The organism is uncultured Draconibacterium sp., assembly GCF_913063105.1.
Classification (GTDB): Bacteria; Bacteroidota; Bacteroidia; order Bacteroidales; family Prolixibacteraceae; genus Draconibacterium.
The window spans coordinates 1-18,369 of record NZ_CAJXYQ010000027.1; the positions used below are offsets into that span (position 1 = coordinate 1).

5 protein-coding genes are annotated in these 18,369 nt (G+C 44.1%); 4 read left to right on the forward strand and 1 reads right to left on the reverse strand.

The features are described 5' to 3' along the window. Positions 1–916: GDP-mannose 4,6-dehydratase (gene gmd, locus QZ574_RS18290; protein WP_297092230.1), on the reverse strand; the 916-nt coding region annotated here is incomplete at its 3' end. Positions 917–1,125: 209 nt separating this feature from the next. Here gmd and QZ574_RS18295 point away from each other — a divergent pair. From QZ574_RS18295 to QZ574_RS18310, 4 genes are all read left to right on the forward strand, one after another. Then, entirely contained in the window at positions 1,126–1,836 is a 711-nt protein-coding gene (locus QZ574_RS18295; protein ID WP_297092233.1) for a LytTR family DNA-binding domain-containing protein, read from the forward strand. A gap of 558 nt (positions 1,837–2,394) precedes the next feature. Beyond that, entirely contained in the window at positions 2,395–8,487 is a 6,093-nt protein-coding gene (locus tag QZ574_RS18300; protein WP_297092235.1) for an FISUMP domain-containing protein, read from the forward strand. A gap of 90 nt (positions 8,488–8,577) precedes the next feature. Beyond that, positions 8,578–9,942: a DUF5723 family protein gene (locus QZ574_RS18305; protein ID WP_297092237.1), complete on the forward strand. Its 1,365-nt coding sequence runs from the start codon at positions 8,578–8,580 to the stop codon at positions 9,940–9,942. A 479-nt stretch (positions 9,943–10,421) separates the two neighbouring features. Beyond that, entirely contained in the window at positions 10,422–18,344 is a 7,923-nt protein-coding gene (locus QZ574_RS18310; protein ID WP_297092238.1) for a C39 family peptidase, read from the forward strand. Positions 18,345–18,369 lie beyond the last annotated feature (25 nt).

The following is an 18,369-nucleotide window of genomic DNA, read 5'->3' on the forward strand; positions in this document are numbered from 1 at the left end:
CCAGGTATTCTTCCCCCACATTTTTGCAGAATACGCTTTCGTCGATTGCCGCCAGGTAGCCTTTTTCCTCAGCTCCCTGTCCTTCAAAAGCAAGTTCGATACCTGCTTCAGCCGCCGACATTTTTATAAACTCGCGAATGGTAGTGGTAACGCCGGTGGCAATCACATAGTCGTCGCCTTTTTCCTGTTGTAAAATCAGGTACATGGCGCGTATATAATCTTTGGCATGTCCCCAGTCGCGTTTACTGTCGAGGTTTCCCATAAAGACCGCCTCCTGCAGTCCGAGGGCAATTTTTGCCATGGCACGGGTAACCTTACGTGTCACAAAGGTTTCGCCGCGCAGGGGCGATTCGTGGTTAAACAAAATGCCGTTGCTGGCATGCATCTTATAGGCTTCGCGGTAGTTTACGGTAATCCAGTAGGCATATAATTTGGCTGCAGCATATGGCGAGCGCGGGTAAAACGGTGTGCTTTCGCTTTGCGGCACCGCCTGTACCAGTCCGTACAGCTCGGAAGTAGAAGCCTGGTAGATGCGTGTTTTTTCGGTTAAGCCCAGCAAACGCACCGCTTCGAGAATACGCAGCGTACCGATACCATCGGCGTTGGCGGTATACTCCGGGGTTTCAAAACTTACCTTTACATGGCTCATAGCCGCCAGGTTATAAATCTCGTCGGGTTGTGTTTCCTGGATGATACGGGTAAGGTTCATCGAGTCGGTAAGGTCGCCGTAGTGGAGAATAAGGTTCCGGTTTTCCAGCCAGGGTGCCTGGTAGAGGTGATCGATGCGATCGGTGTTAAACTGCGAGGCACGACGTTTTATTCCGTGAACGATGTACCCTTTTTTTAATAGAAATTCGCAGAGGTAGGCACCGTCTTGCCCGGTAATACCTGTAATAAGTGCTACTTTTTGTGACATACTCTTGTTGTTAATTAGTTTGTTGTGTTGTTTGAGTCGCTAAGTTAAAAATGTTTTTTGAACGGCCGACTTTCATTTGTTTGAACTGAAAAATCATTTTAAAATAATTTTAAGCCTATGCTTATTTACGTTCTTAAGTAATTAAACGGCCTCATTTATAGCTTAAACCAATTAAATTTTTAATTTTGAGATGCTAACAATTCCCAATTATGGAAAAACTCAGAGTTATTATTGCTGATGATGGATATCAGGCAATAAGTATTCTTAAGGCGATTTTATTGGAAACTGGAAAGGTTGAAGTAGTGCATACCCTGCAGGACTCATTTAAAATAGAAAGTTCAGTGAATAAATTCAATCCCGATGTTTTGTTTCTGGATATAGAAATGCCTGGTCTGAATGGCCTTCAGGTGGTTCAAAACATTAGGGAATACAATCAGGAGTTAATCGTCGTTTTTGTAAGCGCCTATAAAAAATATGTTGACGAAGCCATTAAGCTAAACGTATATAACTATCTCTTAAAACCGGTTGAGCGGGGAGAACTGCACAGCCTGCTTACCAAATTACTGCAGTTGAAAATGGCAGCCATACCTCTGGAGAACCAGAAACTTAAACTACCGGTTAAAGGAGGTTATGTTTATATTAAACCTGATGAATTGCTAAGTTTTAACGCTGAGGGGAATTATACACGCATACAGACGGTGGATGGCGAAGAATATTTATCGTCTTATAATATGGGGCGCTTATTACAAAAATTACCCTCCTTTTTTTACCGAATTAACAGGAGCTGTGTGTTAAACAGCGAGTTTATATACTTAATCAACAAAAGCAAACAGACCTGTAAGGTGAAAATCGATAAAAAAGAACTGGAGTACGAAGTATCATCCAGCTTTATTACAGCGTTTAACCGAATGCATAAATAAACTCATTATTGATTTTCTTATTCTTGCCAAACCTGGTTGCCTTACTAAACTTTCTGCTATTGCTAAAATAAAGTTTACTGAACAGTATCGCTTGATGTGTTAAATGTCTTCGCTGATAAAAGGGGCTGCTAACTGATAAATCCTGTGTCTTATCACTAAATACATTGAATCTGTTTTATATAGAATTGTTCTACGTATTTATACGAATGAATCTCCATAAATTTAGGGTAACGGATTGATAAAAAATAAGGAGTCAAAAAAGAATTGCCACAAGCAAACAAAAACAATCAATCTGATTTTTTTCTAAGCCAAACAATTTCATGTTCAGTAGTGAATAGTGTGGCGGTGTGTAACCGTTACATAAGTTATCTATTATCGAATGAGTGAACGGATTTAATTTATAAACAAAATAATCTTACAGTTATGTATTCTCTCTCTCAACCCGTTTCTGAGCGCTTCTCGCTAAAACTCCTTCTTATCGTATTATTTGTTATTTGTTCCTTTTTTAATGCTGTAGTTGGGCAATCACAGCAGTTATCTGTGGATAATAGGGCAATTTTGCAAAAAACCAATTTAACAAGGGAATTAAAAAGTGATAAGAAAGGAATTGACAAATTTAATGACGAGTGTGTTCACTTTAAATTACTTAAGCCGGAGGAGTTTTTGGGATATAGCCAAGGTTCACAAACGCTATTAAAAAGTGCTACCTCAGAAATTCCGGTAAGTGAAAGTGATTCATTGGCGCTTGTAGCTATTTATAATGCAACCAATGGCCCCGGCTGGTACCGTAGTTATAACTGGTTAACCGATTCAGTAAAAAACTGGTACGGGGTTACTGTTGAAAATGGCAGGGTGACACGACTAATGATGTGGAATAATAACCTGCAGGGAACTTTACCTGCAGAGATTTGCAATCTGACCGCATTGAACTATCTTATGATTGGGTATGAATCATATTTAACAGGAACCATCCCTGATTCCATAGGGAATTTGACAGAGTTGGAGAACCTGTATTTCTATAATAATGGCATGACGGGGGCTATACCATCCTCTATCGGTCAGCTGCAGAAATTGAAAGTGCTTTATCTTGTCGGTAATTCAGAAATGGGGGCTTTTTCGGGGGCACTACCAGCTGAAATAGGAAATCTTGACAGTTTAACGTATTTGAGTATTGGGAACAATGAACTGGAAGGGGTAATACCAACCGAGATTGGCCAGCTTGCTAAACTGGAATACCTGAACTTAAACAACAATGGACTTTCCGGATCAATACCGGCTGAGATGGGGCAACTAAGCCAACTTGAATATTTAAACCTGGGCAATAACAATTTTTCAGGAAATCTGCCAACTGAATTTTCAACATTGGTTAATTGTAAAAGTATTTATTTGTACAATAATCAAATTTCTGGGGCAATTCCTTCAGGACTAGGGCAGCTCGACAGTCTGGAGAATTTTAATGTATACAATAATTTACTATCAGGGAATTTGCCGCAGGAATTGGGTAACTTAAAAAAGCTGAGATTACTTAGTTTAGCCAACAATTCTTTTAGCGGCCAAATACCGGCAAGCTATTCAGGTCTTGATAGTCTTAAAGCCTTGTATCTTACCTATAATAAATTTACATTTTCCGACCTGGACAATTCAGGTCTTGATTATTTTGGTTTGGATGCATTTTCTTATGCTCAGCAGGATACCCTTTTCGGTCTTGAGTACGATGGTGTATCAGGCTCTTTAACTGTTAACGATGGAAAAGCTGCAGAAAACACTTATCAGTGGTATCGCTCTAAAAATGCGCTTACCGGGGAAACTAACGATGTGCTTAATGACATCGATACTACCAGGGCATATTACTGTACCGTTACCAACCCCAATTACCCCGATCTTCGGATCAATTCAGAACCATTCGGTAACCTAGTGGTGGATATCGATGGTAATATGTATACTACGGTTACCATTGGAGAACAGGAATGGCTGGCTGAAAATCTCAGGGTAAAACGCTATCAGGACGGGACATTAATTCCTGAAGGAACGGGTTTGGGGAATAGTTTTGCTTCTCAGGATTATTATTTCTTTTACGACGATAGTGCCTCGTATGAAAAAGAATATGGTTTATTGTACAGTGATTATGTGGTTTTAGAACAATGCGAAGTTTGTCCTTCGGGATGGAAGGTTCCATCAAACGACCAGTGGAAAGTAATGGAGATGCACCTGGGCATGACCTGGGATGTTGCGAATGTATGGGGTTGGGTAGCCGGACATGGAGACAATGAGGGAGGAAAATTAAAGGAAACCGGATTTGAACACTGGAGTATCCCTAATGTTGGAGCCACTAACGAAACTGGTTTTACAGCACTGCCGGCCGGAAACAGAACAAACACTTTCGCTGGCATGGGAGAAGAAACGTATTTTATGACATCAACACCAGTTAATACTTCCCTAAAAATACGTATTTACAATTTTAACCATGGTAAAACCTATCACGGCTCTAAAAGTCAGGGATTTGGAGGAAGTATAAGATGCGTCCGCATACAGGAGGATCAGTCTGTGCCGCAGGTTACAACAGAAGAGGTATTGGCTGCTGCTGCATCATCTGCCACAATATTTGCTACTGTGCCCGATGATGGCGGTGCAACAGTGGTGGCCCGGGGAATAGCTTATGGTCTCGCATCCAATCCAGTTGTTGATATTCAACAAGGTTTCTTTTTTTCAAGTAATGGGCAGGGAACTGGTGAGTTTACAGCAGAATTGGATGATTTATACCCGGATGCAACTTATTATGCCCGTGCTTATGCCGTAAACGCCAATGGAATAAGCTATGGAGAGGAATTAAGTTTTACAACCTCGCCGGACACCTTGCCATCTGTTTCATCTGTTAATACCGATAGTTTGACACAAACTTCTGTCTGGTTATATTCTAATGTAGGAAGTGAAGGACAGAGTAGTGTTACCAGCTGTGGTTTTGTGTGGAGTGACAGCAACAACCCAACATTGGCCGATAATTTTATTGAAGCAGGAAGTGGAGTTGGTGAATTTTCAGCGACTATTTATGGCTTAAACCCCGATACACAGTACTTTATTCGTGCCTATGCAAGTAACACCCAGGGTACAGTTTATAGCTCGCAACGTTATATCCGTACCCTTTCTGATAAACCAACTCCTGCTGTACAGACCATAAAAGTAGATAGTGTTTTTACTGACGAGGCTTTTGTGTTGGGGCAGGTTGTTTATGACGGCGGACTACCCTTATTGGAAACAGGAGTAAAAATCACCTGGGAAGGTGGTTCATTGGAAGTACCTACTCAAAATGCCAGTACTGAAATTGAATTGTTAATTACAGGCTTACAGTCAAGTGTAGCCTATACGGCAGTTGCTTTTGCATCCAACGAGAACGGCCGCGTATATGGCGAAGAAATAGCATTCAGAACCTTGTTTGAAACCACCGAACAGGCTTTTGCGTTGGTCGATGAAATATATAAAAGCTTATTTACACTTAATTCAGGACATGACGATTTTGGACAGAGCTCTGCTAACCTTACATTCGATTTGATGGGTGATGATATGGTGTTGAACTCCTCCAGGTATGGTTGGTTTACAAAGAAATATCAATACCTCGAGCATACCAATAAACAATCTCTTTACCTCGAGAAATTCTGGAGCAGATACTACGGAATTATTAGCGAAGTAAATAAATTGCTTGATAACCTGATGTGGGCATCGGGTCCTTCGGAAGATATGGGGGAAATTGAAGGACAAATGCATGCACTTCGTGCCTATTGCTATTTTCAGATGGTACAGGTTTTTGCTGATTCCTATATCCTCAACCCTTCCGGAGAGGCAATTCCTGTTTATATTAACACTGAACAACAACCGGGGCCGGGTGCTGGAATTTTGGAGCGGGCCACGGTTGACGAGGTGTATAGTCTTATTCGCTCAGATCTTGATATGGCAGCTTATGCTATTCCTGAATATCCAGGCCATCAAAGCCTTTCTCACATAAATAAAGCTACTGCTTACGGAATGCACGCACGGGTAGCGCTGGCAGCGGGAGATTACCAGATGGCAAGCCAGTATGCGTTTTTAGCTATTGATTTGCATAACGGCAGTTTGTTTTCGGAGAGCGATTATCCCGATTACTATTACGAGCTTAATACTTCGCCAATGGAAGGTTTTAACGATGCCGAATCATCCTCCGAATGGATGTGGGGCTCCGTTATTCCTGATGAAGAGAATACCAGTTATGCTTCTTTCTGGGGGCATATGGATGCTCGTTTCCTCTCGTATGCTTACCTCGGAGAACAGAAAAAAATTACACAGGAGCTGTACGACCAGATTCCGGACTGGGACAAAAGGAAAAACCTGTGGGTTTCGCCTTATGAAACGCACTCCGGTAGCGGGGCAGACGTTTCTCTTTGTCAAATGAAGTTTTTAACCCGGCAGAACGGAGCGATGTATGGCGACTACGTGTATATGCGCCTGGCTGAAATGTATCTGATTATGGCGGAAGCAAAGGCACAGTTGGGAGACCTGGCTGCTGCATCAGAATACCTGAACCAACTGGTACTCACAAGAGATCCTGCTTATTATTATCCGGTAAACACACAGCAGGAAATGTTAGAGCAAATATGGTTGCAACGACGGATAGAGTTATGGGGAGAAGGCCACCGGTTTTTTGATATTCGGCGCCTGCAGCAACCGCTGTCCCGGCCAACAGGAGAGAATAATCACGATCCGGCACTTGCACAGGTAACCGATATTGCAGCCAACGATAGTCTGTTTAACTGGGAAATCCCGTTTTATCATGAATTGAGGATTGTCACGCAAGGAAACGGGAGCATAACGCTGAATGAACAAGCACATGTTTATCCGTTACTAATGGCTGAAGAAACATCATTTAGCCTGGAGGCCATTCCGGATGAAGGGTGGCTTTTTGTAAACTGGACAGACCTGGAAGGAGCAGAAGTTAGCACTGATCCTCATTTTGTTACAAGCATGACTTCAGATACCCTGATTCTTACTGCAAACTTTTCCGAGAATGATTGTCCGCAACATTTTCATCCGGTTTGGGAAGGTGGTGGCACATACGATCCAATGAATATTTATGTGATTGGTGCCCGGATTGAAGGTATTGATCTTGTTCCCGGCGACCAAATTGGCGTTTTTGATGGAGAAATGTGTGTAGGTTATGGAATGCTTTCCCAAACTATCGATCATGAGAATATTCTGAGCATTGTAGTAAGTGCCGATGATGGAACTGGCAATGGGTATACACCCGGAAATTCAGTTTCTTACAAACTGTGGCACTGCGACTCAGAAACTGAAATTGGCGAAGTAAGTGCTATGTGTTACGATAATCAGTTAAGTCCGGTATCATGTATTCCGTTTCAATCGGGAGGAACTGTCTTTGTTGAACTGGGTGGCAGTTTGTATTATGAATATACCAATCCGCTTATTCCCGGATGGAATATTGTTTCCATTCCGGTAGAACCCGATTCCGCTGATTTATTGGATGTATTTCACCAGCTCATACAGCAGAATACCTTGTTAAAGGTTCAGGATGAGAACGGAAACGCCATGGAGGATCTTGGTATTTTTGGCGACTGGCAGAATAATATAGGTGATCAGCAGTGCACCGAGGGATATAAAGTAAAAATGAACGATTACGATACCCTGGTAACGGCAGGCTATTTTGTCGATTATCCCTTTGCTATTCCTTTAAATCCGGGATGGAATATGGTTGGCTTTCCCAGCATCAGTTTTGTGGATGCCATGGAGGTTTTTGGGCAGTTAATTGATAACGGCAGCCTGGTAAAAGTGCAGGATGAAAAAGGAAACTCCATTGAAAACCTGGGCATATTTGGCGGTTGGCAGAATTTTATCGGTAATGTATGGGCCGGTAAAGGTTATAAAGTAAAAGTAGGCGAACCGGATACTTTATGGATTTTTCAAAGTTATCCAAAATCCATCGCTTCCTTACCTGAAAAAGTAAGGCTCCAATATTTCTCCCCAATCTTCACCGGCAATGGCGTGGACCACATGAACTTCAACCTTGTTGGTTTAAGCGAGCAGCTGTTAACTGCCGGCGATGAACTGGCAGTATATGATGGTGTACATTGTGTAGGGGCTGTGGTGCTTACCCAAAAGATGCTGGAGGATGGTTTTGCTGCTCTGGCTGCTTCAGCCAGCGACAATTCAGGAATGCCAGGATTTACCGCCGGTAACGAATACCAGCTACGCCTGTGGCAGAAAGCCTCCAACACCGAGCTGGAGATTGAAACGGAATATATCCGGGGATCAGAACAATTTACCCAGCACGAATCGGTGGTGTTGAGCCTGGAAAAATCGGTACTGACCAGTGTTGGCGATCCTGTGGGAACAACGGAAATTGATGTTAACTGTTACCCCAATCCTTTTAGCGAAGAAGTTACGCTGGAATTTAATCTATCCAATGATTCCTATGTAAGCGTAGTTGTGTTGGATCAACTTGGGCAGCAGGTCTGCATTTTGGTAGATAGCTCTAAGCTCCCGGCGGGTATCAGTCGTCTGACCTGGGACGGTAGAAATATGCAAAATCACAAAGTAAGTTCTGGAATGTATTACTTCCATATTCAGCTTGGTGACCGATTCTTTAACAAAAAAATAGTGTTGAATTAGCGATTAAAATACAGGGCGAAAAAACAAAGGTAGTGCTCAAAATCAGAGCAGTATTATCTGAAGATAAGCCCACCTAAAACAAATCACTTTATGAGAAAATTTCTAAGCTTTCTGTTTTTGATGTATGCACTGACCTTATCCGCTCAAAACACGATGTACTTCATGGAGTGTTTGCCTCAGAACAATGCTTTTAATCCGGCATATATTCCAAAACTGAACATGCACATTGGTTTACCGGGTATAAGCGGTATAAATGTACAGGCGTATAACAGCGGCTTTAATTATTCAGAACTCGATGGATTTCTTGATGACCTCGACAATGAGAACTATAATCCGGATGAGTTTATCAATTCCATTGATGGTAAAAACAGATTTCTATCTGAAGCCCGGGTGAATTTACTTTCGTTTGGATTTCGACTCAAAGATAAAGGTTATTTTACCTTCGACTTAAAAGCAAATAACATTTTGGTGAATACAGCGCAGCCCGAAGTGGTTTACCTGCTTGCTGATTATGACAACATTCCTTCAGAGAATTTCCCTATTATCATTGATGAGATGGAAATGCTGGAAAATAATTTTATAAGCATGGGATTTACGTATTCCCGGGTCATCAACGAGAATTTGAGCATCGGACTACGACCGGTAATCAACTTCAACAACATCGGCTTTAAAACATCGGGAATCAGCTGCCAGGTTAGTAGGGAAGAATATACTGAACGTTACGATATTGGGGATGGTTCAGGCGAAATGTATGAGAACTCGTATGTAGAATACAATGAGACCTTTGCGGGGCAGGTTGAATTAGGTTTACCCACAGAAGTTAATCCCGAGGCCGTTGACGGCAACGAACTGGATTTGGATGAAGGTTTGTTGCCCGATGATTGGATCGATGACATCACGTTGGGCAATATGCTTAAAAATGCCAGCTTTTCAATCGATCTGGGGGCTACTTACCAACTCGACAAATGGCTTTTTTCAGCAAGCCTTTTAAATCTTGGAACATCCAAATGGCGAAACAATTCCTACCAACTTAATGGCGTATTTAACGACGATGATGAAACGATTAATATTGAGGAAACAGATAAAATTCAAGTAGGTATTCCGCCCCAAATTTACCTGGGAGCTATTCGGCAGTTTTCTTCCAAATGGAACTATGCCTTGTTGCTGAACAATACTTTTTACAGTACCGGCAGTAATGCTTCGGCAACGCTTTCGTTAAACGGGCATGTTGGCAGCGCACTTTCCACATCGGTAAGTTATACGGCGGGTTATAAGTTCAACAACCTGGGATTGGGATTACGCCTGCGCTTTTTGCCTGGCACCGACCTGTATTTTGTGACTGACAACATTATACAAGTATTCAATTATAAAAATGCACAACGGATAACGGCTGCATTCGGGATAAATATTGCTGTGGGGACAAAACCAGATAAGTTATCGGAAGAAACCATTTGAAAAAATCGGATTCCAACAAGGTAAAATACATTTTAGTAGTAACTGACCAAAAACTTAAGAAAATGAAATCGGGTGTTTATTACACTATAAGCGACATAAACCGAATTATTTATAAAAACAAAGTAGTACTCACTTATTAACAATAACTTTTTGTTCACCAGCTAAGGATTAGCTTTTTGTTTAATGGTTACATTATAAGTGTTTTAGTGCGTTGCATAAAGTATTGAAATAAAAATGATGGGGTGTTTTTAAAAAAAGTTGATTCGAATAAATGTTTATTTGGGTAAAATATTTTAGTGAATACATAAAGTTTGTAACTTTATAGGGTAAAGATTTTGAAATCGGCAACTTAACTACTAAAAAACAACTTATGACTTACCCGAATAAGAACCACAGTATCGTTCAGGCCAATTCTGCCTGAGCAGTGTGTATCCGCAACGTTTGAATAAACCAAAAAAAATACCCAAAATTCAACTGTTATGAAAAGAACATTTACTCTTTTTCTTTTTTCAACATTTATATTGCTTGGTCTTGCACTCAGCAGTATGGCGCAGCAAAGTAGCTCCGGTCCGGAGCGGCCGGCCAATGTAAGCCCCGGTATTATTAAGCCGGAGAATGCATTAAACACTCAGGGAGGAGCTGGTAGTAAAACCATTACCTCCGTACCATCATACATTTGGCACAGGGGCTGTGGCCCAACTGCCGTGGGCATGGTGCTTGGTTATTACGACTTAAATGGATTTCCGGATCTGATAGACGGCGATGCCTCCACACAAACGACAGGTGTTGATGACGCAATTGCCAGTACCGGACATTACGATGATTATTCGCAACCCATTGATAATACAAGCACCGGATTAATGCAGGATAAATCGGAGTTAGGGGGAGCGCATACCTCCAACTCGGTGGCCGACTTTATGAGCACCTCGTGGAGTAGCCGAAACAACTATTACGGCTGGAGCTGGAGTTCAGATATTGCACCGTCCTTTACCAATTATGTGGCACTCAGGAATTCCACCTACCAGGTAACTACCAGCACAATATCTTTTACTGCTGTCGGAAGCTGGGAGAACTATAAAAATGAAATTGATAACGACCGGCCTGTTGTTTTGCTGGTAGATACTGATGGTAACGGCGGTACCGATCATTTTGTAACGGGCATTGGTTACGACGAAGATTTGCAGCAATACGCCATTTACGATACCTGGAATCATGATATCCACTGGTACGATTGGGCACAAATGGCCAGCGGTGTTGCATGGGGTATTTATAATTATAATACTTTTCAAATGAACACAAGCGGTGTTAGTGAACAAGATTCGCTGGCACTGGTTGATTTGTATAATTCCACCGATGGCGATAACTGGACCAACAATGAAAACTGGCTTAACGGCCCCGTTAGCAGCTGGTACGGCATAGCAATGCAGGATACCAACGTTACTGAAATCTCCCTCGATCAGAATAATTTAATTGGCAGCCTTCCTGCTTCTTTGGGGCAGATCAGTCAGCTTGAATGGCTCGCTTTGGGCGGGAATTTAATTAATGGCAGCCTTCCAACGGAATTAGGCAACCTGGAGAATCTGCGCTTTTTCTTTCTTTGGGGGAATCAACTCAGCGGAGTAATTCCGTCTTCCTTCGGACAACTCAGCAGTTTGAATATATTAAGCCTTAACGGCAATCAACTAAGCGGAGATATACCTCCTGAACTGCAAAACTGTTCCAATTTATGGGAAATTAACCTCGACTGGAACCTGTTGGACGGAACCATCCCTTCGGAGCTCTGTAACCTGCAGAACCTGGGGCAGGTAAATTTTGCCAATAACTTCCTGGATTCAACCAGTTGCGATGCCATTGCCTGTTTGTTTGATAATGGAGTGAGTTTTGCCGATGGTGATCAGTTACAGCAAAACGGTTTCTCCTTGCTAAACGGATGCATCGATTTCCCCGACACCGTTGCCATAACCTTCAGGGTAGACATGCAAAACGAGCAGGTTTCGCCCAACGGGGTGCATATCAACGGAAGTTTTAGCCAGTGGGCAGAAGCCATTGGAATGGAAAATGAAAGCGGAAGCATTTATTCGGCAACACTCAGCTTGCAGGAGGGCGATACCCTGCTATATAAGTTTATTAACGGCGGAACCAGCGAGTGGGATAACTATGAAGTACCACCGTCAGGCTGTACCATTGGCGATGCAAACGACAGGCAACTGATTATTCCTGCAGTGGATTCGGTACTTAACCTGGTTTGTTTTGAAGCCTGTGCAGCCTGTGTCAACGATTCCATTCCTCAATACGCCATTGCTGAAATACAAGGCGATGGCGATGTGTCGCCGCTTAGCGGACAGGTAGTACGCACCAAAGGACGTATAATTGGTGTAAACCAGCACGGCTTTTACATGCAGGATACCACCGGCATACGCAGCGGAATTTTTGTTTATGATCCGGTACTGGCTGCACAACTAGCGCAGGGCGACCAGATTGAAATCATTGCTGAAGTAACGGAATACGGTGGCAGAACCGAATTGTTAAATGTAGAATGGTTTGATTATACCGATGAATTTATGGATGTACACCTGTCGTATATCGATGTGGCAGAAATAAACGAAGACTACGAATGTGTTTTTGTGGCGCTCTTAGAGGTAGCGGTGGTTGATACTACGGCTTTTGGCGAATACATTGTTGTTTCGCCCGATGGGGATACAACCATTATCAGCAATTTTCTGGTTCAGCCTTTAATGGAAATTGGCAGAAGCTACAAAGTATATGGGGTAGTCGATTATCAATACAATGCCTTTCGGGTAAATCCGCGGGCTACCGCAGGTGTAATTCCTTTATACGACCTTACTTTTAACGTAGATATGCAAAACGATTCTGTTGACCCTGCCGGCGTTTTTGTCGGGGGCGACTGGAACTCGTGGATGTCGTGGGTTGAACCCGTGCAAATGACTGCCGATGGTTCTGTTTATTCGGCCAGCATAAAAGTACAAAGTGGGGTAAGCATTGCCTATAAATTTGCGAATGGAACGGAATGGGAAAACCTTAGCGGACCCTGTATCGACCAAAATGGCGACCGTAACCTGCTTATGCCCGATTCGGCAGTAACACTCGATGTGGTGTGTTTTGCCTCGTGCTATTCGTGTATTAGCGAACCAGTAGCCGAATACACCATTGCAGAAATACAGGGCGAAGGCGATATTTCTCCGCTCGACGGGCAAGTGGTACGCACCAAAGGACGGTTGATTGCGGTAAATGAATATGGTTTTTATATGCAGGATACCACCGGGATACGCAGCGGAATTTTTGTTTACGATCCGGCACTGGCAGCTAGTCTGAACCAGGGCGACCACATTGAAATTGTTGCAGAAGTTGACGAATACAACGGACGTACGGAGCTGTTTAATACCCAATGGGCCGACTATACCGATGAGTTCTTCCCCGTTTACCTGTCGTATATTGATGTTGCGGAAATAGGGGAGGATTACGAGTGTGTATTTGTGGCTTTAAGTGATGTTACGGTAGTGGAACTTACCGAGACCAATGAATACCTCGTGGTTTCTGATGCCGGCGATACAGCAAGAATCGGTAGATACCTGATTGTGCCCAGCATGGAAATTGGCGAAACCTACAATGTATTGGGGGTAGTGGATTACCATTGGGGCGATTGGCGCGTATATCCGCGTTCGCAGGATGGTATTCAGTTTGCCAACCCTTTGGAGCGTGACTCGCTGGCACTGGTCGACTTATATTATGCCACCAATGGCGATGGCTGGAACGATACCACCAATTGGTTCTCGGGGCCGGTAGCGAGCTGGTATGGCGTAAGCGTGGAAAACGACCGTGTTACCTCCATTTGGCTCGACCAGAATAACCTGGTGGGTGAACTCCCGGAATCCATTGGCAACCTTAGTGCGCTGCAATACCTCGATCTGGGAGGAAATCAAATCAGCGGCACCCTTCCGGCGTCAATGGGGAATCTTAGCAGTCTCGAGGTCTTCCACATCTGGTGGAACCAACTTAGCGGCAACATCCCCGAAGAGCTGGGGAATATTCCATTTTTAACAGTGCTTAACCTCTCGGGCAATATGTTCGATGGTGAAATTCCGCAATGGATCGGACAAAGCCAAAGCCTGGGCGAACTAATGCTGGAGTACAATAACTTCAGTGGCGCTATCCCGGAGAGTTTATGCTCAACACCCGTGCATGCTGTAAGCTTCCAGGGTAACCTGTTCGACTCTACCAGTTGTCCGGCAATTGGCTGTTTAATTGAAAATGGCGTAACCTTTATCGACGATGAGGCACAAATGCAGCAGGACGGCTATCGCTTAACCGTTGACTGCGGCTATAACCTCAACCCCGTAAGCAGTCAGGACTCACTGGCACTGGTGGCCTTATACCATGCTACCGATGGCGATAACTGGTACTACAACATAAACTGGCTAAACGGTCCGGTGTATACCTGGGGCGGCGTTGTGGTAGAAAATGGTCGGGTAGTTACACTCGACCTGGGTGGCAATAATCTGAACGGACCCATTCCGCCTGAATTTTATAACCTTACGGCCATTCGCACCATTGCTTTATCCAATAATAATCTAACAGGAACATTGTCTTCAGCAATTGAAAACTTTACCGACCTTAAGTATGTTTATTTCCAGAACAATGCGCTGGAAGGTAGTATTCCTGCTGAATTTGGTGCACACAGCCAACTGGTGCACCTGATTCTCTATGGCAATCAATTCAGTGGTACTATCCCGGCCAGCCTCGGCAACTGTACCGATTTACAATACCTCTACCTGCATTACAATAACCTTAGCGGAAGCATTCCAACTGAACTGGGGCAGCTAACAGCTATGGAAATTTTGGTGTTGGGTAATAACGATTTAACAGGGGAAATACCTGCTTCCTTCGGGAATCTTTCCAGTCTTCAGCGTTTGTATGCTGAAAACAATTCCTTAAGCACACTTCCTTCTGAATTGTGTAATACCCCCATCTGGCAAACGAACCTGTCGGGCAATCTTTTCGACTCAACCAGTTGCAGTGCCATGTCCTGCCTGGTTGCTCAGGGCGTAAGTTTTACCGATTACTACCAGGAACAGCAAAGCGGCTATTCCCTGCTTCTCGATTGTGGGTTCAACTTAAACCCTTGTTCCGAAGCCGATTCTCTGGCATTAATCGATTTTTATACCGCTACCAACGGCGACAACTGGCTGAATAACGATGACTGGATGGATGGCCCGGTTTATACCTGGTATGGAATTACCGTCGAAAATGGCCGGGTAACTTCTATCGATCTTCCCGAAAATGATTTGAACGGAGCTATTCCCGCTTCAATCGGTCAGCTTGATGGTTTAACCGAATTGTTACTAAACGGCAACGACATTGGCGGAACCTTACCCGATGAGATGGGCAACCTCACACAATTGGAAGTGCTGTGGCTGGAATACAACCAGTTGGATGGCGCATTGCCAACAGCCTTGTGTGGCCTTCCTTTAATGGAGGCAAATTTTGAATACAACTGGCTGGATGAGAACTCGTGCGGAGCCTTTACCTGTATGATAAACAGCGGCGTAAGTTTTCCGAATCCGGTGCAAATGCAAAATAACGATTACCAGTTGATTAGTTGTGTATCGGATACCAGTGCCTATTGCGAAAACATCGGATTGGTAGGCGACTTTAACCAATGGGGAAATTTTGGTAGCGATATACTGTTCGAACAGAATCCGCAAGATCCTTCCGAATGGCTTGCTGAATACTATTTTGAAGCGGATATGCAGGTGAAATTCCGTCAAAACCAGGACTGGAGTGTGAACTGGGGAGGTGAATATTTCCCGGCAGGTGTTGGTTACCAGGATGGGCCAAATATTTATGTGCCTGCCGGTAACTATACCATACATTTTAATTGTGCCACTTCCAGCTATTGGTTTGAAGAAACGCCGTATGGAAATATGGATATTCTTACCTGGGCGGCTCCCATCAACCCTTACCCGGCTTATTCGCTTTGTAATCCGGGAGTGGAAGATGTGGCAGTAACCCTCACCAATAACGGAAACAATGCGGTGGAGAATTTTAGAATCGGCCTTACCTTTAATGGAGATACCATGATGGTGGATCAGGTGAATATGAGCATCGCTCCCGGCGATACCTTTGTCTATTATTTCTCTGAACCGCTTGATTTTTCAACATTACAATATTACCAGCAACACCATATCAATGTATTTATCTGGGACGATCTGAATAGCAATAACGATAACTATTACAGCCGTTACTTCCATACTTTTGGCGACTACCAGGACCATTCCGGCTGGACGACCTACAACAGCTGCCGTGGTTTAACAGCTGATATCTCCTTTGGTATCACCCAGGATAAAAACGGGCATGTCTGGACGACTTCATTCTACGGCGCCGACCGTTTCAACGGTTCGCAATGGGAAGCCTTTTCTGCTGCCAACGGACTGGCAGAAAATTACAGCTGGGCCATGGAACACGATGCCGCGGGTAATGTTTGGTTTGCCGGAACAGGCGATACCGTTATTACCAAATACGATGGCACCGGCTTTAGCTACTACCCGCAACCTGCCGTTTTTGAGGAGTGCATCTACAGCGACTCGCAGGGGAATATGTGGTTTGGCGCCTGGGAAGGTACGGGAGTTGCCCGTTTTGACGGCGAAAGCTGGACCTATTTTATGAATGAAGAGATTGGCTTTAACGGCAACATTACCAGTATTGGCGAAGATGTTCATGGCAATATCTGGGTGGCCTGCAATGGTGCTTCAAATTTTGTATTTCAATACAATGGCAGCGAATGGCTACAATATGCTTTACCCGGCCAGGCTGATGGCACTTATGTTACCGAAATATTCTTCGACACTGCGGGTAAGACCTGGTTTGCAGGCAGCAATATCATTGCCCAATACGATGGCAGCAACTGGACCTTCTTCACTCCTGAAGATGGAATACCGGCCTTCTGTCAGGATATTACAGAAGACAGTCGCGGGAACCTCTGGTTTGGAGGTGGCCGTACACTGGTGAAATACGATGGCCAGAACTGGATAAGCTATTCGGCAGAAGATGGAATGATTGCCGCATCGGTTGGCGATATCTATGCGGTGTATGCCGATACCGACGATAACATCTGGGTGGGTACCTATCGCGGAGGAATCAGCGTACTCAATCAAAATCAGTCTTTCTGCGGAACCACCCAGTTAAGTGCCGGATGGAATATCTTAGCTACTCCGGTGGAGCCTGATTCAGCTGATCTGGAATGGCATTTCCAGGGATTAATAGACAACGGTGCCCTGATTAAAGTGCAGGACGAAACCGGAAATGCCCTCGAGGACCTTGGCGTTTATGGCGGTTGGCAAAATTATATTGGCGATTTGCTGCCTACCGAAGGCTATAAAGTAAAAATGTTATGGGACGACAGTATTGCCGTGTGCGGAACATCCGTGGAATACCCGTATCCGATTCCGTTAAACGAAGGCTGGAATATTATGGGTTACCCGCAAATCGTTCAGGCCGATGCCATGGATGTAGTGCAACAGCTCATCGACCGTGGGGTGTTGCTAAAAGTACAGGATGAAGGTGGACAATCCATCGAAGACCTCGGCGTTTTTGGTGGCTGGACCAACTTTATCGGGATTTTCGACCCGGGCGAAGGTTATAAGATAAAAGTAAGCCAAAACGATACCCTCTGGATTTTTGGTGCTTACAATAAATCATCGCAAATCAGGCCAGCATTTGTTCTGCCCGAATTCTTTAATCGCGTGTACCAGGGCAATGGCGTCGACCATATGAACCTGAATATAGCCGACCTGCCAGTGGATGAACTGGCTGAAGGCGATGAACTGGCGGTTTACGATGGCTCGCTGTGCGTGGGGGCAGTAAGCCTGCAAAAACACCACCTGCAGCAGGGAATTGTTTCTATTCCGGTATCGGCAGCCGATAATTCGGGAATGCCCGGCTTTACCGAAGGACATAGCTACGAACTACATTGGTGGCAACAGGCCACCAATAGCAGGCAGGTATTGTCGCCCGTGCTGGTTAGCGGTCCGGAAGTGTTTGCCAAACACGAATCGGCCTTGTTAAGCCTGGCACAAAACGGCCTTACACCGGTTGATTTGCTGCTGAGCGAAAGCGGAATTAAACTCTATCCAAATCCCTTTAATGAGGAATTAACAATAGAAGTCAGTAACTTAGTGGATACAAGGCTTGATATTACCGTACTTAACCAGTTGGGACAGCTGGTAAGCGCTATTGCCAATAAGCAACAAGTTAGCGAAGGACTGCATCACTGGGTGTGGAAGGGCACCAACGCCGCCGGACAAGAAGTGAACCCCGGCGTATACTATATACAGGTGACCGCCAACGACAAAACAGTAATAAATAAAGTCGTGTTAACGGAATAGGAGATGAATCACCCTGATTATCCCT

Excerpts from the sequence above, each read along its gene's own strand:
- QZ574_RS18310 (WP_297092238.1), top strand. The coding sequence starts at position 10,422 with ATGAAAAGAACATTTACTCTTTTTCTTTTTTCAACATTTATATTGCTT.
- QZ574_RS18295 (WP_297092233.1), top strand. The coding sequence starts at position 1,126 with ATGGAAAAACTCAGAGTTATTATTGCTGATGATGGATATCAGGCAATA.
- QZ574_RS18305 (WP_297092237.1), top strand. The coding sequence starts at position 8,578 with ATGAGAAAATTTCTAAGCTTTCTGTTTTTGATGTATGCACTGACCTTA.